Genomic DNA, 19,622 nt, shown 5'->3' with positions numbered 1-19,622 from the left:
AATGTGCTCGTGCCGATCAGCGAGTCGGTCAGACATGCATGCGATCCCTGCCCGTAGACGGTTATGTTGCACGAGGTTCGTACCTGCGCACTAGCGGCCACGGTCAGCATCTGCCGGCGGAGGCGAGGATGCCTCCACGCAGACTGGAAGCCTGCGCAACGGAGGGTATTTGCAGCCCGGCCTAACGCAGCGTGACATGTGGGTAATGCATAGCCCTCAGCGGAGGGAGGTCAGGAGGGGGGCGGGGGAATACCTCCACCCTCACCTGCCCTCGCTGGGGACGGGAATGATCGGCACCGAATGGCTCCTAACCGCCGTCACACTCTCATACCTATCACTCCGGCGCTGTCCCTGCTCACGCCTGCCTGTGAACCAGGTTGTGCGTCTGCGACGAACCACCGGTGAGTCATCGGTGGCACGCTCGGCAGTGTTTCACTACGGGTATACATAATGCACGGTGTCGGTTAAGATTGGATATTCTGGGCGCGTGGTGCATTGCTCAACAGCCAATGACAGTCACGGCGTGTGATCAATGCACCACCATCTGGCTTTTCAATGCTGGATGTGATGATGTATACCCGATTCCTCGTGAACCGTAGGATCTGCCGAGGATACAGTTGCCATGGTCGAGCGGCTCAGTGTTCAAACCGTACAATTTATGCTTTTCCTGAAGGTTCAATACCTTCGCCAAAATTCGTAAGTGCCTGCAAGACCCCTATATATGGGGGTGTAGGCCTGCAAAAAAACCACCATATATGGCGGTTAAAAGCATAATTTCAAAATTGGCGAAGGTATTGGAAGGTTAGAACACACTTCTACTCCGGTGGTCGGCGCTCCACCATAATCCGCACCTGCACGTCTCCGGCAAGGTATTGCAGGGTTGTGCTAACGATAGCGATGACCAGGCCACCGAAGAATGCCGGCCAGAACCCATCAACGGTAAAGGCGATGCCGAGTTGATCGGCTAGGGCCGAGGTCAGGCCAAGGAGCAGAGCGTTAATGACCAGACCAAACAGGCCGAGTGTGAGAATAACGAGCGGGCATGTCAGCAGGTAGAGGAGGGGGCGCAGCAAGGCATTGAGTAGCCCAAATAGCAGAGCGACAATGCCAATCTGCCACCCCGGCCCGCTGAACTCGATCCCCGGCACGATCCAGACCGCGGCAAAGATGGCCAGCGAATAGATGAGCCAGCGCAAGAAGAGCCGGCTATAGTCAATACGTGATGGTCGTGAGGATGGAGATGATGAATTCACTACTTGCTCCTTCCATCTCTGTACAAATCGGTACGACTCGCTCATCCGCCGTGAGTATGATACTATACGGCGCGGCGTTACGTGTGGTGACAACCGCTATGATGATTGACGAACAGACAATGACAAAAGTTGACCAGTCCGCATTATTTGCCCGTGTCGAACAGAGTGCGCGGGCTGATGGTAAAGAGGCGTATTTTCGGCTGCACCGCTATCGGTTTGCCGCAATGCTACAGGCGATGGGGCCGGCCAATGGTGCGCGTGTGCTAGAGGTAGGGGTCACGCCCGGCCATTTCACCGAGCTGCTGGTGGGTGCCGGCTTTCAGGTCAGCGGTGCCGATCTCGATCCCTTTACCCGCAAAGCGCTCTGGGATCGGTTGGGGGTCGAGGTGCGCCAGGTGAACCTGGAACGGGAGCCGCTCCCTTACCCTGATACCAGCTTCGATTGGGTTGTTTTCTCTGAAGTCATTGAGCACATGGTCTATTCACCCCTGCCGATCTTGCGCGAGTTTTATCGTGTGCTGCGTCCCGGTGGACGGGTGTTGATCACCACCCCGAACGAGCTGTATCTGAAAAGCCGGGCGCGGGCAATCCTGCGCATGCTGCTCTGGCAGAGCCTGAGTACTCGTGAGGAGTTTCGCCATCAGATGCTGTTAGAGGGTGAGGCGCGCTACACAACCCACAGTCGCACCTACACGATGGAAGAGTTGACATGGCTGGTCGAGCAGGCCGGTTTTCGGATTCAATCGCGCCGGTTCGAGGCGCCGTGGGAGCGGGTCGGTCTTGAAGCAGGCCGACTGCTGCGTTCCCCGCATCGCGTGCTGGCAAAAGCACTCTTCTTTGCCCTCACCGCAGCGATTCCGCCGACACGTTCGATGTTGCTGGTGGTTGGCCGGCGTCCGCCGGATTGACGACAGGGCCGATCTCTGGCTATAATAGGGCTGATGGGCCGCTAGCTCAACGGCAGAGCAATCGGCTCATAACCGACAGGTTCTCGGTTCGAATCCGAGGCGGCCCACCAGAGGCGACCGATAGTGCGGTCGCCTGTTTTTTTACTCTCTCTACACTCGCAGCGCCGCGCCAACCGGGCGCCGGCTGCTACCGTTCGTGCATACCGGGCCGCGACACAATCCCAGCCTATCACCAACTCATAATCCCTCTCCCCTCCCTCCTATTTTCTCTCTTCTCCCTCCTATCTTCTATCTCCTATTTCCTCCGCTTGACATCCGTACCACTTCCTTCTATCATTCCTCTCAAACTGCAAAAGCGCATACGCGCTGCCAGGGGAGCCGGGTAAGCCCGGCTGAGAGTGCGGCCCGATTGATGCCGCTGACCCTTTGAACCTGATCTGGGTTATGCCAGCGGAGGGAAGGCGTATTGATGATACCCCGTCATTCCTCAGCGCTGGAATGGCGGTTTTTGTTTGTACGTGGTTTGGTTGGTTGTGAGATGGGAAAGGAGTTCAGCGATGGCGTCGGTAACGGTAAGTTTTGAAGTGCTGCCCGGCGGATTACCTGATAAGGCAACGACGTATGCTGCCGTGGATGCTGCGATTGCGGTCGTTGCCGCCAGCGGTCTGACCTACCGTGTCTGCCCGATGGAAACGACGATTGAAGGCGATTACGATGCAATTATGGCGGTGATCAAACAGGCGCAAGAGGCGGTACTGGCAGCTGGCGCCAGTCGCGTCTTTACCCTCATCAAGGTGGATTACGACCCCAATGGATCATCAATCGCCGAAAAGCTGGCTAAGTATGAGTGACGATGTCTCGCAATCGATGCCTGCGACGCCGGTCACGGTAGCAGTGCGTCCTTCGTGGCAGGCCGGTCTGCTCGAGTATGGCCCGCCGACGTTGCTCGTCATCAGCCTGCTGCTCCTGTGGGAGGGACTGGTCTGGTTTTTCGCGCTCCCCGACTGGCTGCTACCGCCGCCCTCGCGGATCGTCCGCACATTGTTCGCCAGTTTGCCGGTGCTGGCCGGTCACACGCTGGCGACGTTGACGGTGACCATCCCTGGTTTCGCGCTGGCACTGGTTGCCGGCTTTAGCCTGGGGATTGCCCTCGACGCCTCGCCCATCCTGCGGCGAGCGATCTATCCGCTGCTGGTTACCTCGCAGACGGTACCGATAGTCGCGATTGCACCGCTACTGGTGGTCGGCTTCGGCTTTGGACTACTGCCGAAAGTGCTGGTCGTGGCGCTGATCACCTTTTTTCCGATTGTGGTTAATACGATTGATGGCCTGCAAAGTGCCGACCGTGATCAGCGCCGCCTGCTAGAGGCGATGGGAGCCAGCTACTGGCAACTGCTCCGTCTCTTGCGATTACGGGCTGCGCTACCGGCCATCTTCACCGGGATCAAAGTCTCCATTACCTACAGCGTGATCGGGGCAGTCCTCGCCGAATGGATCGGCGCCAGTGCCGGATTGGGGGTCTACATCGCTCGCTCACTGCGCGCGTTTCGTACCGATCAGGTCTTCGTGGCCGCGCTGGTCACGTCACTGCTCACAATTGCCCTGTTTACGCTGGTCAGTCTCCTCGAACGCTGGATTGTCTTCTGGAAAGGAGAACGTTGATGCGCAGATGGTTACTCTTAGGGTTGATCGTAGTATTGACGGCCTGTGGTAGTGCAGCAACACCGCCAGCTACTGAGGCCCCATTAACAACTGTTCGTGTTGGTCTGGACTGGACGCCGAATACGAACCATACCGGCCTGTACGTGGCGCAGGCACAGGGTTACTACAGAGATCAGGGGTTGCAGGTCGAGATTCTCGGTGCGCAAGAGGGTGGTACGGTCGAGCAACTTGTGGCCGCCGGTCGCCTCGATTTTGGCATCTCGTACCAGGAAGGCGTCACTCAGGCGCGGGTAGAAGGGGTGCCGATTGTCTCGATTGCCGCGATCATTCAGCACAACACCAGCGGATTCGCCAGCCGAGTGGAAGAGGGTATTACTAGTCCGCGTGATTTTATCGGCAAAAAATATGGTGCCTTCGGTTCACCGATTGAAGAGGCAGTAATTCGTGGTCTGCTCGAATGTGCAGGCGTGAGCGATCAGTTTGAACAGGTGCAATTCGTAGACATCGGTAGCTCCGACTTTTTTGTCGCAACCGAACGCGATGAGGTTGATTTTGTCTGGATTTTTAAGGGCTGGACCGGCATCGAAGCCGAGGTGCGCGGCGTACCGCTCAACATTGTGATGATGAACGACGTACAGTGCATCCCCGATTACTACACCCCGGTGATCATCACCAGTGAGAAGATGATCGCCGAACAACCCGATCTTGTGCGCCGCTTCCTGGCAGCGACGAGTGCCGGCTATCGCTTTGCCATTGATCGACCCGCCGAAGCAGCCGAGATACTGTTGCAGGCCGCGCCTGAGCTTGATGCCGAACTGGTGCGCCGCAGTCAGCAATATCTGGCCACCCAGTATCAGGCCGATGCTCCCCGCTGGGGTGAACAGAAGCTTGAAGTCTGGCGGGCGTATGCCCAATGGATGGCCGAACGCAACTTGATTGTCCGGATGATCGAACCGGAAAAGGCGTTTACCAATGAGTTTCTGCCTTGATGGGTGGCGAGGTGGTATGTGGTGCGGAAACCCTGCTGCCGCACCACTGCCCTCGATCCAGGTGTGACATTTTTACAAGAGCTGGGCTGTCGTGCTACCCGACCGTCGCATAGGCTTATGAATGGCTTGCCAATCACCAGAGACAGTATACCCTGCTCCCAGTATGTTGCCATCACGCGCTGGATTGGTTGCCTTGCCCGTTCGTTATCTGCGTGTCGCGATGTTTGGAGTGCGGCAGCCATGCTCACGATCCGGCGCGGGTGACGCTGATTACTCTGTTGGTCGCGGGGACGACATACGTTCTTGTCACGATTATCTGGCTCATCGTATCAGACAGCATATGCCGCTCATACCGGCACCAGGTACACATATGGCAACGCTTGAGATACGGGCGATTCGCAAAACCTTTACAACCCCTACCGGCCTGGTCGTCGTGCTAGATGGCCTGAATATGCAGGTTGCGGCAGGAGAATTTGTGGCGGTAATCGGGCCGAGTGGCAGCGGCAAAACGACCCTCTTCAATATCATCGCGGGACTGGAAACCCCTGATGCCGGGGCAGTGGTGATTGATGGGAACGATGTTACCGGTTGCCTTGGTCAGGTTGCCTACATGCCACAGCGCGACGCCCTGCTACCCTGGCTGTCGGTGGTAGAGAATGCTGTTCTGGCGACCGTTGTGCAGGGCGGCGATGTTGCAGTCGCACGCCGGGAAGCGCGGGCGCTCCTGGCCGATTTCGGCTTGCAAGGGTGGGGCGATGCCCGACCGGCAATGTTGTCTGGCGGCATGCGGCAACGGGCTGCATTTCTGCGCACAGTGCTCTGGCATCGGCCCGTCATGCTCCTCGATGAGCCATTTGGTGCTCTCGATGCGCTTACCCGTGCTCAGTTACAGCAGTGGTTACTGTCATTGTGGGATCGCCTCGACCGTACCGTGCTTCTGGTCACGCACGACATTGATGAAGCGATCATTCTGGCAGATCGCATCTATGTGCTCACGCCCCGGCCAGCCCGGATTGCCCTTGAAGTCCGGGTCGAACTTCCCCGACCACGCTCGTATGCGTTGGTGACAGATCAAGCGTTTGCGCGATTGAAACGCCAGTTGCAGGCCGTCTTGATGGAAGGCGAACGCTATGCGTAGCACCGCATTCGAGCATTTCCGTCAGGATGCCTTCGCGGTTTAGTGGCAGAATGCCGTCAACCTGGCGTGCGACTGCTCTGCTACCGCACGTCCGAACTCACTGCCGCACCCTCACCGGTAGCGTTAGCCAATGCATCACCGTTCGTATGGCGTACAGCAGCCATACTGCCGCGCTGCCCGACCTCACAACCTTTACGGTGCGCGGATGTTATCCTCGCTAGTGTCAGGAAGCCAGGCGCTCACAGGCAGCGTCGGGCAATGACACACCCGACCATCCGGCATGGCCCGCAGCAACAACCTATGCATTACCCACAACTGGTGTCAACCACGGGTGTATCAGCGGGTATGACCGCCATGGGTACTGTTGTGGGCGACTGGCCCGATGGCAGTGCGCTGCTCCAGCCGTGCTATCACGTGCTGGATGGATTGCATTACCCGCTCATCATGCGCGTGTCGCACAGTTTGGAGTGCGGCAGCCATGCTGCCGCGCCAGCCGTGCTCACGATCCGGCGCGTAGCATACCGTTGACCCCGCGGGGTACGAGGATAATGTGGGTGCTTGTTACAATCATAGCGTCGGTCAGGAATGCGCGTAGACGTTTTGTTGCAATAGGTTCTCGCCTGCGTACCATCTGCCACGGCCAACCCCTGCCGGCGGTGGAGAGGATACCTGTACGCAGGTTGGAAGCCTGCGCCACGGGGAGGGCGTGCAGTCCGGCCTAACGCAGCGTGACATGTGGGTAATGCATAGGCAGCAACAACGAAGGGGCGACATATGTGTCACCCCTCCCTGTTCCTCTAGTGTCTGTTTTTTTACGTAGGTTCTACTCTTCTGGTGGCAAAGAAGTCGTAATATCGTACACCAGCACCTGCACCTCAAGCCCTTCATTCGTCAAGAGCGATAACGTGAACTCGTTGGTTGCATTCTTGATCGCTTGCTCGTCGGCAGCAGGGGCGTAAGCGCGGATGCTGGCCTCTTCTGCTGAAACCCGGGTGACGCGCGTGACTGCGCTGGGACTAACCTCGGCAATCCGGCGCTTGATCTCGGCAATTGCTTCATCGAGTGTCATTGGAAATCACCTCGCTAAATCACATTAAATTCGGATGCCAGATGACCACTGCGGAATCGGTCGATCCGCAATTCGTCGATGTTGATCGTGTGTGCTCGACCGTCAATCACCTCTTCGGCGATGAGTAAGCCCGTAGCCGGTGCGTGCATAATGCCGTGACCGCTAAACCCACTGGCATCAATGTAACCGGCCAGATCGGGGTGACGACCGAGAATCGGGTTATGATCAGGCGTAATCTCGTACAACCCGGCCCAGCACTGCTGCTCGGCCAGTCCGGCTGTTTCGAGAATGGGGAAGCGGTGGATACCGGCTTCGATCACTGCCTCCAACCAGTCCCAGTCCACATTTGTGTTGGTACTGCTTGGCTCATTGGGGTTTGACCGCCCCATCAGAATGCTCTGCCCCTCGCGCCGCATATAGAAACCGCTGCCTACATCTATCGTCAGCGGAATTGGGGCACTAATCGCCGGGAAGGGTGTCGTCATATACACATTCCGTCGGTATGGTCGTACCGGCAGATCAAGACCTGCCAGGGCGGCGACTTCACCAGCCCACGGCCCGGCGCAGTTGATCACAAACTCGCAACCCACCGTACCGGCTGGTGTTTCAACTGCCGTCACCCGACCGCCCTGGATGTGAAAGCCGGTGACCGGTCTCCCCCGGTACAATCGCACGCCGTGGCGCTGCGCAGCACGCAGATAACCCAGGGCGATACCGTAAGGATCGCAGTACCCGTCATCGGGGCCAAATGTGGCACCGATCAGATCGTCGGTCCGCATCTGCGGGATAAAGCGGGCTGCTTCAGCGGGTGTTAAAACCTCGACCCGCACCCCCAACTCGCGCTGCATCGCCACGTTGCGCATGTATTGCGCCCAGGTCTGCTCGTCGTTGATCAAAAACAGGTAGCCAACTTGACGTAATTCGGCGTGACCGCCAACTTCTTCCTTGAAATGGCGTAAACGCTCGATGCTATAGCGTGACAACAGCACATTGGTACGCGATGAAAATTGATGGCGCACTCCCGCCGCCGAGCGGGCCGTACTACCGCTGATTTCGGTCTCTTCACGCTCCAGGATGATCACGTCGCGCAGGCCACGTTCGGCCAGATGAAAAGCAATACTGGCGCCGATTACACCTGCACCAATAATAACCACTTGTGCCCGCTCAATCATACATCTCACCTCGCCTGATGTGCGCCGCCATTGGCGCATCCTTTGTTTTTACGTTTTTCAATGCATCGTTCACGTGCTATACTTTACCCCGCTTTTCACGCCGCCGTGATGCGGAAGCAGCAGGTGGCAGTTGCGGCTCTTCACCGGGTGCCAGCTCGTCGGGTGGTAATTGCGACTCTTCGCCGGGTGCCGGCTCTGATACTGGTGACGGGGTTGGTGGCGTTTGCAGGCGTCGCTTTTCACGCCAGGCCAATCGCTCACGCGCCACAGCTTCAAACCCTCGCCCGGTCGGCTCGTAATAGATGCGTCCGGTCAGATTGGGCGGGAGATGCTCCTGATCCGAACGCCCCTCCGGCAGGTCGTGAGCGTATTCATACCCCTTACCGTAGCCTAACCGTTTCATCAACTGCGTTGGCGCGTTTCGTAAATGGAGCGGTACCGGTTCGTTTCGCGTCTCGGCAACATCGCGTTGCACCGCACCATAAGCTCGGTAGAGCGCGTTACTCTTCGGTGCCAGACAAAGATAAACCACGGCCTGCGCCAGCACCAGTTCACCTTCCGGTTGACCGAGAAAGTGAACCGCTTGTTGGGCAGCGATTGTTTGCGGGAGTGCCTGCGGATCGGCCAGCCCAATGTCTTCGACGGCGATCCGCACCAGGCGCCGCGCAATATAGAGAGGGTCTTCACCGCCATCGAGCATCCGCCCCAACCAGTAGAGTGCGCCGTCGGGATCGCTATCGCGGACACTCTTGTGCAACGCCGAAATTGCATCGTAATGCAGTTCACCGTGCTTGTCGTAGCGCACAGCCCGACTTTGCAGCGCATCACGAATATCATCGACGATGATCAACCGGGTTTCACCAATCGCCGGCGGTTTCGAGCGCGCCGCTGCTTCGAGGGCGTTCAGCGCCGTCCGCGCATCACCGTTTGCCATATTGACCAGGTAGTCACGCGCATCGCGGGCCAGCATAATTTTCAAATCCCCCAAACCGCGTTCGCGGTCGGTGAGTGCCCGATCAATCAGAACCCCGATCTCTTCATCGGTAAGGGCTTCGAGTTTGAAGACCCTGGCCCGCGAGAGGAGCGCTGAATTGACCTCGAAGGATGGATTTTCAGTCGTTGCCCCGATCAAAATGATGGTGCCATCTTCGACGTAGGGCAAGATTGCGTCTTGCTGGCTCTTGTTAAAGCGATGAATCTCGTCGATAAAGACCACCGTGCGCTGCTGGAACATACCGAGCCGGTCTTGCGCCTCTTGCACCACTCGCCGCAAATCGTTTACTCCGGCACTAACTGCACTTATCGGCTCGAAGTGGGCTTTCGTGCTGTGCGCAATAATTTGCGCCAGCGTCGTCTTCCCGCTGCCGGGTGGTCCCCACAGAATCAGCGAAAAGAGCTGATCATTCGCAATCGCTCGCCGGAGCAGTTTGCCTTCACCGACAAGATGATGCTGTCCAACGAACTCTTCGAGTGTGCGCGGGCGCATACGGGCAGCCAGTGGCGCCTGTTGTTGCAGCGCCTGCTGTCGTTGGGCATCGAACAGAGTTGTTCCTCGTGGTTTAGGTGGCATAGCCAACGCTTCGGTAAGTCCTTGGTTGTACTATCCTTGATTGTAGCATATTCGGTGAACTGCCCGGTGCTGGTTTGAGCGAATATGTTAATACTAGTATATGCAAACCACATGGGTCATAGAAGGGGGGAGTAAAGAACTATTGTCTGGCGTAACTCTGTGTCGTATGCTATAGGTGTGTAGCGAAGGCAACACCCGTCGTTGGGGGGGCGACTGTAGCGAACCTCAAAAAAACAACTGTACATTACCTCTGTTGTTCCCCGCTAGCCCTCTTCCGCCTTCCTCATAATCCCTCGGCGGCGGGTTGCCGAATACACGACACCGGTAGCCGGATGCGGTTACCGGTGTTGTTATTTCAGGTGTCATTTAACGAGAGTTTTACCCTATTATGGTGTGCAAGCGCTGGAATACCCTGGAGTGCGAACATCCTACTGCACGACAACCTGCCCCCGCCACCAGACCAGTCCCGCCGGGTCGTGTGGGCTGAGGCCCTACCTGAAGCGCGTAAGTCACGGTAGAGCTTGGCTAAAGCGAGCAGGCAACCGCTCCCGCCGACTCGCGAACCCGCCGGGTCGTGCGGGCTGAAGCCCTCCCTCACGACCTGCACGCCTCTTCGGGGCTGAAGGCACCCCTCCCCGCCGCCTATGCATTACCCACAACTATTGTATGGTGTTAACCACGCATTTATCAGCGGGTATGATCGCCACATGTGCTGTTTTGGGCGACTGGCCCGGTAGCAGTGCGCGTTCCAGTCGTGCCAGCACGTGCTGGATGGGTTACCTTTCCCGCTCGTCGTGCACGTGTCGCGCGGTTTGGAGTGCGGCAGTCACGCTGCCGCTCCAGTCGCGCTCACAATCAGGCGCGGGTCGTAGCGGTTTCTCTCGCCGGTACGTGACTCTGGTGAAAGGGAAGTATAAACGCAGGCTGGAAGTCAGCCCCACGGGGAATTGCACCGGTGCATTGCTAACAACGCAACAAAACACGGTGAAAGGGATGACCGATGACGATTGATGTTGCAGCGATGATGTACAGTATTGGTTGAGATTCGATATTATCCCTTACTCGAAGAGGACGTGCTTATACACAAATGTGGGGCGACCCGCGTCGCCCCATCACCTCATACTCTCGGCGTGACATCGCGGCTGTGCGGTACACGCCAGCTCAGATGGTGTATGCCGGTTTGATGATGTCAGCTCCAGGAACCTGCTTCTACAGTGTTAACCCTCCTCACTGGCTGCAATCACCGCGTTGGCGATCTGATCACCTCGTCCGTTTGGCAGGTAGACATAACGTCCGCCCAGCCAGGCCGCCAGTTGTTGTGCTTCGCCACGCGACACAAAACTGCGCTGGGTGTCGATCACAACTGCTCCAACACCGGCGGCACGCAGCCGACCGGCCAGTTGCTGCACTTCTTGCCGGGCCTGTTCGAGCCGCCGTGCTTTGTCCATCGTCGGATCGGCTTTGAGCGGGACGTTTGGCCGTCCATCGGTGATCAAGACGATAGTTGTGCGGAAGATGCCTCGTGAGCGGGCCTGTTCGCTAATCTGGTACGCAGCGAGGAGGGCGGCGGCCAGGGGGGTACCACCACCGGTTGGCAAGACATCGAGGGCGCGTTTGGCCAGCTCGACGCTTTGTGATGGGGGGAGTAGCAGGTCGGCGCGTTCGCCACGGAATGCCAGTAACGCTACCTGGTCACGGTGAACGTAGGCCTGTTGCAAGAGCGCATTAACCGCTCCCTTGGCCTGGCGCATCCGGTGCAGCGCCATCGAACCGCTGGCATCAACCAGAAAGCAGAAGAGCGTGCCTGCCTTCGAGCGATATTTCTTGATATGCAAGTCATCAGCACGCAAATGGATGCGCCCGCGCCGGTGGGGGTGGTATTCTGCCGCCCGAAGCCGTTGCCACGGCGCGGCTGCCCGCAGGGTGGCAATGACATCGAGCCGTCCCTGAGCCGGTTTCCCCGGCACCGAGCGGATATGTCGCCCGCGCTGACCCGAAATTGTGCCGCGTGAGCCGCTCCGTCCGCGTCGCCGCACGGTAAACGGTGTTTCGAGAATATCTGGCGGCACATCAGTCTCCATCGCCGCCAGAATCAGCTCTTCGATGGTCAGCTCGTCTTCAGGCGGTTGCGGTGGTTTCTCCTCTTCATCGTCGCGCTGCTCATCGTCACTATTCTCTGGTGATGGCGGGGGTGGTGCCGGTTCCGGTGGTGGCGGCGGCCCGGCCTCTTCCGGCGTCATTTCGGGGAGGCGGGTTGCGCGTGGCAGCATGACCAATCGTACTGCCAGTTCGAGATCGTCGTTATTCACCTCTTCCCGTCCGGCCAGTGCAGCGGCGGCGCGGGCTGCACGTACTGCAAACAGGTCGGCGCGATGACCTTCAATACCGAGCGCCAGTGCCGTCAGGCTCAACTGCTGTATCTGCTCATCACTGATGGTGACTGAAGGCAATAGCTCACGCGCAGCCAGGATGCCGGCCAATACCAGCGCTTCGTCATCTTCATAATCGGTGTCGGGTTGCAAGTTACGACGCACCACTTCGGCTCTGTTCGTTACCGGCGCTTTCCCAATCGGCGCCACAATCAATCCCAGTCGGTCAAGTAAGTGGCGACGAGGTGGCCCTTCTGCCGGATCGTAAGTTGCCAGCAGCACGAAGCGGGCCGGTTCAACGATCGAAATCCCCTCCCGCTCAACCCGCACAACACCGCTATCGAGTGCGCTCAAAATGTGGTTGATAGTGCTGTCATCGAGCAGATTCACACTATCCACGTAGAGCATACCGCCATTGGCGCGGGCCAGCAGACCGCTGCGATGGACACGCTCACCCGTCGCCAGGGTTGCCTCAATATCTATCCCCCCTAGCAGTCGATCTTCGCTCACGCCGACCGGCATCTCGACCAACTGCCAGGGGATGGTTGGATCAAATTCACGACCACCGGCCAGCATACGGGCAAAAGCCCGTACTAGTGCGCTTTTGCCGGTGCCGGCGCCGGCCCCAATCGCAACCCCGGCCAGTGATGGATCAACCGCCAGCAACAGCAGCGCCTGCCGGGCCGTATCCAGACCAACAATTGCCGTGAATGGCAGAGGCGCTGCCGGTAATGCAATGGCTTTTTGCACCATATCAGGTTCCTTCAACAGCGACTATGATGATAATCCAAGTTGCCACCTACGCTGTGAGCAGACCACGAAAGACTACCTGCTATGATGAACAACACGACGCTGCGCACAACATTGTGCAGCGTACCTGAACGGTATGAGTCTTTGGGTCGCAGCCCGTTCCGTAAACGCACTACGTCACGCCCATCTGGTATGCCCATCCGCCGTGTCGCTGTGGTGGTATAAGGTGGCACCTTGGGCGACGATCTATCCGCGTGCATCCGCCTCACCCACGTCCATCCGTGTTCCAGCCCTCCCCCGTCGCGCTCAACGACCCGTACCGCTGTAGTGACGTAAGGTGGCAACCTGGATTATTGGTGGCACACCTGACAGCGTGCCGGCACGGGCATAACAATCTGCACGATGCCAGGATTGCTGCCATCTTCTCCACTCACTCGCTCTTCGTTGCGCGCCGGAAATCTCGCACCAGCAGCCGTAAGCGACGCTGTCCGTTCCATTCATCAACTGCCAACTGGTACGCCAGATCGATGTTTGGATGACGGCAAAGCGCATCCGCGAAGCGACCGAAGTGAAAACCGATAGCCTCGAACGAGGTCTGACCGACACGTACACGCATCCGCAGATGATTGCCATCAGTTGTCGGTTGCGGATCAATGACTGTAACATTGGGGGTCATAAACACAGGCTGCGGATTACCCTGCCCAAACGGTTCGAGCTGGCACAGGGTAGCGTATAGATCCCACGATAAATCACTTAATGGCACAGTGGCATCGATCAACAATCGTGGTACGAGCTGTTCGGCTGACAGATGCTGGCTCCCCAGGGCCAGTAACCGCTGTTCGAGCGCCGTAATCTGGTTCGTGGAAATCGTAAAACCGGCAGCCGCAGCATGCCCACCATAACGGACAAAGAGATCGGCACATTGATCGAACAGATCAATGATGCTAAACCCGGGGATCGAGCGCGCTGATCCACGTGATGTCTCCTCGCCTTGCTCGATCACAATTACCGGACGATGATAGGTCTCAACCAAACGGGCGGCGACCAATCCGATAACACCCGCGTTAAAACCGGCGTGCGAGACGACAATCAACGGATGTTCGGTGCGACCACTCTGCATCACCATAGTTTCTGCCATGGCATATAATTGCCGGGTCAACGCCTGCCGCTCACGATTGGTGGTATTCAATTCGGCAGCCAGCAGATCGGCTTTCATTCGCTCATCAGCCAGGAGCAGCTCATACGCACGACGCGCATCGGCTAAGCGACCGGCTGCGTTGATGCGCGGTGCCAGAGCGAACGCAATTGCGCCGCTGTCGATCATACCCGGCGACAGGCCAGCAGCCGCCACCAATGCCAGGACACCAGGACGCGAACTTTCATTGAGCGCAATCAAGCCGGCCCGTACCAACACCCGATTCTCGTCGTGGAGTGGACCCATATCGGCGACAGTGCCGAGCGCAACCAGATCGAGCAGATCACGTCCACGTAAACCGGCTGGCCGCTTACCGTAACGTGCCAGTGCCTGCACGACTTTGAAGGCAATCCCGACCCCAACCAGACCTTTGAATGGATAGGCACAGTCGGGCTGGCGTGGATTCACTATTGCCAGGGCTGGCGGCAGCAACATGGGTGGATGGTGGTGATCAGTGACAATCACATCGAGGCCGAGCCGATTGGCTTCGGCTACCTCTGCATAATTGGAAATGCCGCAGTCGACCGTTATCAGCAATGTGACACCATCGGCCACCAACTGACTAATCGCCAGATTGTTAAGACCATACCCTTCGCGGGCACGATGCGGAATGTATGGCCGAATCCGTCCCCCCATCGCCTTGATCGCCTGCGTCAGCAGGGCAACCGCAGTGATCCCATCGACATCAAAATCGCCGTAGACGGCGATCAATTCGCCCCGCTCAATCGCTTCAGCAATACGACCGGCAGCGGCTGCCATACCTCGCATGGCAAACGGATCGTGCAGGCCGGAGCTGTAATCAGCATTAAGAAAAGCTCTGGCGATGGATGGCTCATGCAAGCCACGCTGATAAAGAAGGTGGGCAAGCAACGGGTGCAGACCGAGTTGCTCAACGAAAGAAGTGGGTGCTGGCGGACGGATCTCCCAGCGCTGACGGCGAGCTGACATACCTGTAACTCCTGGCCAATAGCATCATGGCAAGCGGCGATTATTATACGCTGTTTTCATCTCAGAGGTAATTGCAACGATTTTTCATACGTATCTCCATTTGTCGGTAATAGTGGAGTGCTATTATTAAAACCGTTGAGAATGGTAAATCGTTGCACTGTCATCACACTTTATGCTACCACGTCTTACTTCTACAATCCTGCTCTGCTGCATCCTGATCGGATGTACCATACCACCATCACCGCCATCACTGCCTTCTTCATTGCCGGTGTTGCATATCCTGAACCGGGAAACCTCGATTGATCATGCGCTCCTGGTGCAATTTACTGCCGAAACCGGGGTAGATATTGCGTATCATACGTACAGGAGTAGTGAAGAAGCGTACAATCTGCTAACAACGAGCAAGCAAGGCTACGATCTGATCATCGTCAGTGATGAACTGGCCGAGCGCTTACGCCGTGAGCAACGACTGGCTGTGCTCAATCGCGAACGGATCACATATCTGAACAACATCGATCCGGTCTTTGCCAGATCGAGCATTGATCCAGGTTATCGCTTTTGTGTGCCATACTTGTGGCGCATAGTCGGCCTTGGTTATCGTTATGCAACCATCGGTCGCGAGATCGAGAGTCTGGCAGCAGCGTTTGATCTGGCTCAAATCAAGCGCATGGCCTTGATCGATGATGCACGTGTAAGTTTGGGACTGGTCCTGATTATGTTGGGTTATAGTCCAAATACCAGTGATCCAGTCGCTATCGGTGCGGCCCGGGATTGGTTATTAACGGTGCGACCGTACATACAGCATCTTGCTGCAAATGACGGACAGGATATGTTGCAACAAGACAGGGTTGACATTGTTGTGGAGTGGAGCGGTGATTTGTTGCAAGTGGCACGTACCGATGATAACCTGCGTTTTGCCATTCCCCAGGAGGGTAGTCTGTTTACGGTCGATAGCATGTGCATACCGACTGGGTCTGCTCAGCAAGCGGCTGCCGAACAGTTTATCGATTTTATCCTGGATGCTGAAAACGGTGCAGCTCTGGTCAATACGACCCGCTACGGCACACCCAATCAGGCTGCCTGGCCGCTGTTAGATGCTGAGTTACAGGTGCAGATTCAGCATCAACAGATTCTTGAGCAGAGAGGATTACTCTTTCGGCTAATTGATGTAGACCCTGCGGTACGTGAACTGTACCGTGCGGCGTGGATAGAGGTACGCCAATGACGTCATCAACCCCTTCATGCCGACGTCGTCTCGTTGTCGGGATTGCCGGTGCCGTTTCGTTTTCGTTATTGATCTCATTCATTGGGTTGGGCCTGTTCTTATTCCTTCAAGATCAGGCCATTCGGCGATCACGGCAACTTGAACAGATACTGGAGACAACGCTCGATCTCAAGGCAGACTTTCTGATAGCTCGCCAGTACGATTACGACCTGATTGAGCTGGCGAGTCACAATCAACGCCTCGACCCGATAGTTGAGAGAAAACTTTCAGCCGCCATCACTAATGTCGTAACAGGGTTGCATGAACTGGCGACGTTTGATGCAGATGTTCCTGCACTGGTGTTCCATCGACAAGCGATGGCTCGTCTGCTGGAGCAATACCAGACGACAGTGAACCAGATCAAAAATCAGATCGAACAGCGTCAGTGTACTGACGGTATTGAACAGGAGCTGCGTGACGCACGGTACAAACTCTGGCAACACCTTGAGCGTAATCTTGCTGACTTTCAAGAACTTGGTTTACGTCTCTCCTTAGACGAACAGGCATATCTCTCGACCCGACGACAAGAGTATATCGATAATGTTCGACTTCAGATTAAGAAACTCTACGCCATCGCATCCTCTTTGCCGGATACGGAACGAGTCGTGGTAGAACGAGACGTTGCTGACTATCTGGAGCATTTTTTACTGTTAGCCACACTTGATCGCGATTTGCAGCAACACGCTAACACCTTACAGTATCAGACTGATGATCTCCTGCTGATCATCAACGAACTTACGCGCATACTGAAATCTGAACAACAACAAGCAAATGCCTCTTTTTCGACAACGATCTGGATTGGCTTCTGGCTCGTGATGTGGATGATCGGGAGCAGTGCCGCAATTTTCATCGGCGGTAGCTGGTTTATTAACCGCTACTTTACCCAGCCACTCATCACATTGACAAACGCAGCGCGACGAGTTGCCGAGGGATGGCGCGAGACACCAATCCCGCTCGTCGGTACTGATGAAATTGTGGACCTTGCCCGCTCATTAGCGAGACTAACTACCAGCTTGAATGCAACGATTGCTACACTTGAAGAGCGCATCCAACAGCGTACTGCACAATTGCAAGACGCCTTATGCGAAAAAGAGACGGTTCTTGTCCGTTCGCAGCAGCAACGATGGCGCGAACGGACATTGATTGATTTGAGTTTGCGCTTGAATAGTGCCCACAGCGAGGATGAGATTTATCGATCTGTCGTCGATGCGTTTGTTGCCATTCGTGAAAATCAAGATCGGATTGGTATCTACGTTTGTGATCCGGACTCAAGGCAATGGCTGCCCTACATTACCCACGGCTATCAGCACAATCCTCTCCTTACACTGACGGCGCCGCCTGCACTTGAGCAGTATACGGCTAATCCGTTCTACATTCCCGATCTTCGGCAGCATTCAATCATCAACCGGATCCAGGCTGAGGGATCGGCGATTGTGGCAACGATTGCCGTGCAAGGACATCCCCAGGCCATCCTGGTCGTCTATCGTCCACAGCCTTACGCCTTCGATCACGGTGATATTGAGAACTTGCGTCTTGCTGTGCAGTTAACCACGTATGCGCTCAATCGGGTATCCATAATGGCTGAATTACAGCGTGCCCGAGAACGCGCTGAGGTGGCCGTCCGGGAACGCAGCACATTTCTGGTTCGTCTCGATCACGACATTCGTCAACCGTTGAATACCATTATTGCGCTCAGTGAATTGTTGCGCGAGGCGCTGGCTACCCAGACAATGTTTGCCGAAGATATCGACAAGATTCGGCGTGCCGGACGTCACCTGGTGAACCGTTTTAACCTTCTTCTCGACAGTGCAAAAATCGAGATCGGTTCTCTCAGCTTACAACCGGAACCTTTTATCTTTGATGCCCTGCTCGATAATATTCTTGAAGAAATATCACCTCTCATCCACCAACACCAACATCGTTTTGACATTGAGCGCCCTGCGCAAGTAGGGATGATCGTGGCTGATCTGAATCGGTTACGCCAGATCTTAATCTATCCGCTGCGTTTTGCTGCCACGACCACGAAGCGCGGTGTGCTCACACTACGTGTACAGCGATTGAGTGGCGACGAAATAGACACACTCGAAGTCATAATCACCGATACTGGACTATCACTGAGTTCAGAGCATCTGAATGCACTACTTACGCCTTTCGCCGTTCCCCCAGACACAACACGCCAGTTTGATGAAGGATGTGGTCTGGCGCTGAGCCGTCAGTTGTGTGGGTTGATGGGAGGGACATTTGAGGTAGTTCCTCGTACTGCAGGTGGAGTCAGGTTCACTATTCGTATCCCTCTTGGCACGCTACGCAATGCTGAGGAAGTGTCACCGCCGGCGTACCTCCCTCAGCCTGATCTGGTGTTGATTACGACAACGCAGGCACGTGTGCTACAGGCAGCATTAGAACAATTTGGCTGGCAGGTGCAAAGCGAAGCCAGTCTTGCGCATGTGCTAAATCGTCTCTACCGTCCGCCTGCTGTCATTCTGATGGATGTACCGGAAAATCGTGATCTGGTGGTAGCGACCTTACAGGCTGCCGGCTGGCAAGATGTGCCGATCATCTGGTTGACCGATAACGTTGAGAGTACCGGTAGCACCGATTATGCAGTATGGCCGGGGGAGACTGAACAGGTGATTCAGACGGTGCAGGTCGTGTTATCTCGCCGCTCAAGAACTGCAATGTCGCGCACCATTTTGGTAATTGATGATGAACCTCCAACACGGCTGATGATCCGTCGGGCATTGGAGAGTGATGGTTGGGTTGTATTGGAAGCAAACAACGGGCAGATTGGGGCAACCATCTGGCGTACCAATAAGCCACAACTGGTGATCATGGATATGACATTGCCGGACGTTGATGGTCTGGTACTCTTACGCGAAGTACACGCCGATCTGGAAGCACCGGTGATTGTGGTATCAGAGCGGACACTGCGGCGCGAGGAGCTGGAACTTCTTGCCAGTATTGGCGCTGTCGTGTTGCAGAAGGGGCGTTATCGACGGGGTGATCTCCTTGAGCTGGTTCGCAAACTGATATGGGAACGGCTGTGAACCGCATTCTTACTACACCGGCGGGAGCACTGATGCAGCGTCAGGGTGATGGTTGGGTAGCGTGTCATGCATTCGTTGCTACCAGATGTGAAATCATACAATGTATTCGTGAGAAACTGGTATGAATAGCCACTGGGTCAGGGAGATCGCCGCACCAGCTTCGCCCATAACAGGATGAAATACCAACAAAAAACCCCCTGTCACATCGTGACAGGGGTAGCACCTGGACAGGCAAGCGTGATCCATCAGCAGCATCGTAGCAAGAACAATCGTGATAGTGGGATAACT

At 56.3% G+C, this 19,622-nt stretch carries 14 protein-coding genes, 1 tRNA gene and 1 riboswitch; of the genes, 8 read left to right on the top strand and 7 right to left on the bottom strand.

Features of this window, described 5'->3' with window-relative positions; genetic code table 11:
• Positions 1–815 precede the first annotated feature (815 nt).
• Positions 816–1,253 (bottom strand): phage holin family protein, encoded by a 438-nt coding sequence (locus VAE55_RS12400; RefSeq protein WP_322816090.1) that lies wholly within the window; start codon positions 1,251–1,253, stop codon positions 816–818.
• Between the two features lie 101 nt (positions 1,254–1,354).
• On the opposite strand from VAE55_RS12400, the gene VAE55_RS12395 reads away from it, so the two are divergent.
• The 6 genes from VAE55_RS12395 to VAE55_RS12370 all read left to right on the top strand — a co-directional run bounded on the left by VAE55_RS12395 (position 1,355) and on the right by VAE55_RS12370 (position 5,950).
• Positions 1,355–2,161 carry a methyltransferase domain-containing protein gene (locus VAE55_RS12395; protein WP_416181196.1) on the top strand — a complete coding sequence of 269 codons (807 nt, stop codon included), beginning with the start codon at positions 1,355–1,357 and terminating at the stop codon, positions 2,159–2,161.
• Between the two features lie 35 nt (positions 2,162–2,196).
• Positions 2,197–2,271, top strand: a tRNA-Ile gene (locus VAE55_RS12390).
• A 251-nt stretch (positions 2,272–2,522) separates the two neighbouring features.
• Positions 2,523–2,638: riboswitch (TPP riboswitch) on the top strand.
• Between the two features lie 80 nt (positions 2,639–2,718).
• Complete coding sequence (locus tag VAE55_RS12385; RefSeq protein ID WP_012256333.1) at positions 2,719–3,012, top strand: thiamine-binding protein; 294 nt, start codon at positions 2,719–2,721, stop codon at positions 3,010–3,012.
• Entirely contained in the window at positions 3,005–3,823 is an 819-nt protein-coding gene (locus VAE55_RS12380) for an ABC transporter permease (protein WP_322816088.1), read from the top strand. Before VAE55_RS12385 ends, VAE55_RS12380 begins: the two co-directional genes overlap by 8 nt.
• Positions 3,823–4,812: an ABC transporter substrate-binding protein gene (locus VAE55_RS12375; protein ID WP_322816087.1), complete on the top strand. Its 990-nt coding sequence runs from the start codon at positions 3,823–3,825 to the stop codon at positions 4,810–4,812. Before VAE55_RS12380 ends, VAE55_RS12375 begins: the two co-directional genes overlap by 1 nt.
• 370 nt (positions 4,813–5,182) lie before the next feature.
• A complete protein-coding gene (locus VAE55_RS12370; RefSeq protein ID WP_322816086.1) occupies positions 5,183–5,950 on the top strand; it encodes an ABC transporter ATP-binding protein in 768 nt (255 codons plus the stop codon).
• Positions 5,951–6,773: 823 nt separating this feature from the next.
• Here VAE55_RS12370 and VAE55_RS12365 read toward each other — a convergent pair.
• From VAE55_RS12365 to recJ, 5 genes are all read right to left on the bottom strand, one after another.
• Positions 6,774–7,019: a hypothetical protein gene (locus VAE55_RS12365; RefSeq protein WP_012256329.1), complete on the bottom strand. Its 246-nt coding sequence runs from the start codon at positions 7,017–7,019 to the stop codon at positions 6,774–6,776.
• A 14-nt stretch (positions 7,020–7,033) separates the two neighbouring features.
• On the bottom strand, positions 7,034–8,191 hold the full coding sequence (locus VAE55_RS12360) for an FAD-binding oxidoreductase (RefSeq protein ID WP_322816085.1): 1,158 nt from the start codon (positions 8,189–8,191) through the stop codon (positions 7,034–7,036).
• A 76-nt stretch (positions 8,192–8,267) separates the two neighbouring features.
• A complete protein-coding gene (locus VAE55_RS12355; RefSeq protein ID WP_322816084.1) occupies positions 8,268–9,761 on the bottom strand; it encodes a replication-associated recombination protein A in 1,494 nt (497 codons plus the stop codon).
• 1,217 nt (positions 9,762–10,978) lie between these two features.
• Positions 10,979–12,883: a magnesium chelatase ATPase subunit D gene (gene bchD / locus VAE55_RS12350; RefSeq protein ID WP_322816083.1), complete on the bottom strand. Its 1,905-nt coding sequence runs from the start codon at positions 12,881–12,883 to the stop codon at positions 10,979–10,981.
• 427 nt (positions 12,884–13,310) lie between these two features.
• Positions 13,311–15,023 (bottom strand): single-stranded-DNA-specific exonuclease RecJ, encoded by a 1,713-nt coding sequence (gene recJ, locus VAE55_RS12345; protein ID WP_322816082.1) that lies wholly within the window; start codon positions 15,021–15,023, stop codon positions 13,311–13,313.
• A 172-nt stretch (positions 15,024–15,195) separates the two neighbouring features.
• Here recJ and VAE55_RS12340 point away from each other — a divergent pair, with 172 nt between their 5' ends.
• On the top strand, positions 15,196–16,248 hold the full coding sequence (locus VAE55_RS12340) for a spermidine/putrescine ABC transporter substrate-binding protein (protein WP_322816081.1): 1,053 nt from the start codon (positions 15,196–15,198) through the stop codon (positions 16,246–16,248).
• The gene (locus VAE55_RS12335; RefSeq protein ID WP_322816080.1) at positions 16,245–19,334 is read left to right on the top strand and encodes a response regulator; all 3,090 of its coding nucleotides are present in this window, start codon (positions 16,245–16,247) and stop codon (positions 19,332–19,334) included. The genes VAE55_RS12340 and VAE55_RS12335 overlap by 4 nt, the downstream gene beginning before the upstream one ends.
• Before the next feature lie 93 nt (positions 19,335–19,427).
• On the opposite strand, the gene VAE55_RS12330 is transcribed toward VAE55_RS12335, so the two are convergent.
• Positions 19,428–19,622 (bottom strand): hypothetical protein (locus VAE55_RS12330; protein WP_322816079.1); only part of this gene is annotated, 195 nt, incomplete at its 5' end.

Source organism: Chloroflexus sp. (assembly GCF_034432675.1).
Classification (GTDB): Bacteria; Chloroflexota; Chloroflexia; order Chloroflexales; family Chloroflexaceae; genus Chloroflexus.
The sequence above is the reverse complement of the archived record's forward strand: the minus strand, read 5'-3'. Positions and strand labels throughout refer to the sequence as shown.

Bases quoted from the DNA above. Each gene is read 5' to 3' on its own strand.
- VAE55_RS12380 (WP_322816088.1), top strand. From the start codon at position 3,005: ATGAGTGACGATGTCTCGCAATCGATGCCTGCGACGCCGGTCACGGTA.
- VAE55_RS12375 (WP_322816087.1), top strand. From the start codon at position 3,823: ATGCGCAGATGGTTACTCTTAGGGTTGATCGTAGTATTGACGGCCTGT.
- VAE55_RS12360 (WP_322816085.1), bottom strand. From the start codon at position 8,191: ATGATTGAGCGGGCACAAGTGGTTATTATTGGTGCAGGTGTAATCGGC.
- VAE55_RS12370 (WP_322816086.1), top strand. From the start codon at position 5,183: ATGGCAACGCTTGAGATACGGGCGATTCGCAAAACCTTTACAACCCCT.
- VAE55_RS12355 (WP_322816084.1), bottom strand. From the start codon at position 9,761: ATGCCACCTAAACCACGAGGAACAACTCTGTTCGATGCCCAACGACAG.
- VAE55_RS12335 (WP_322816080.1), top strand. From the start codon at position 16,245: ATGACGTCATCAACCCCTTCATGCCGACGTCGTCTCGTTGTCGGGATT.
- bchD (WP_322816083.1), bottom strand. From the start codon at position 12,883: ATGGTGCAAAAAGCCATTGCATTACCGGCAGCGCCTCTGCCATTCACG.
- VAE55_RS12340 (WP_322816081.1), top strand. From the start codon at position 15,196: ATGCTACCACGTCTTACTTCTACAATCCTGCTCTGCTGCATCCTGATC.
- VAE55_RS12395 (WP_416181196.1), top strand. From the start codon at position 1,355: ATGATTGACGAACAGACAATGACAAAAGTTGACCAGTCCGCATTATTT.
- recJ (WP_322816082.1), bottom strand. From the start codon at position 15,023: ATGTCAGCTCGCCGTCAGCGCTGGGAGATCCGTCCGCCAGCACCCACT.
- VAE55_RS12385 (WP_012256333.1), top strand. From the start codon at position 2,719: ATGGCGTCGGTAACGGTAAGTTTTGAAGTGCTGCCCGGCGGATTACCT.
- VAE55_RS12365 (WP_012256329.1), bottom strand. From the start codon at position 7,019: ATGACACTCGATGAAGCAATTGCCGAGATCAAGCGCCGGATTGCCGAG.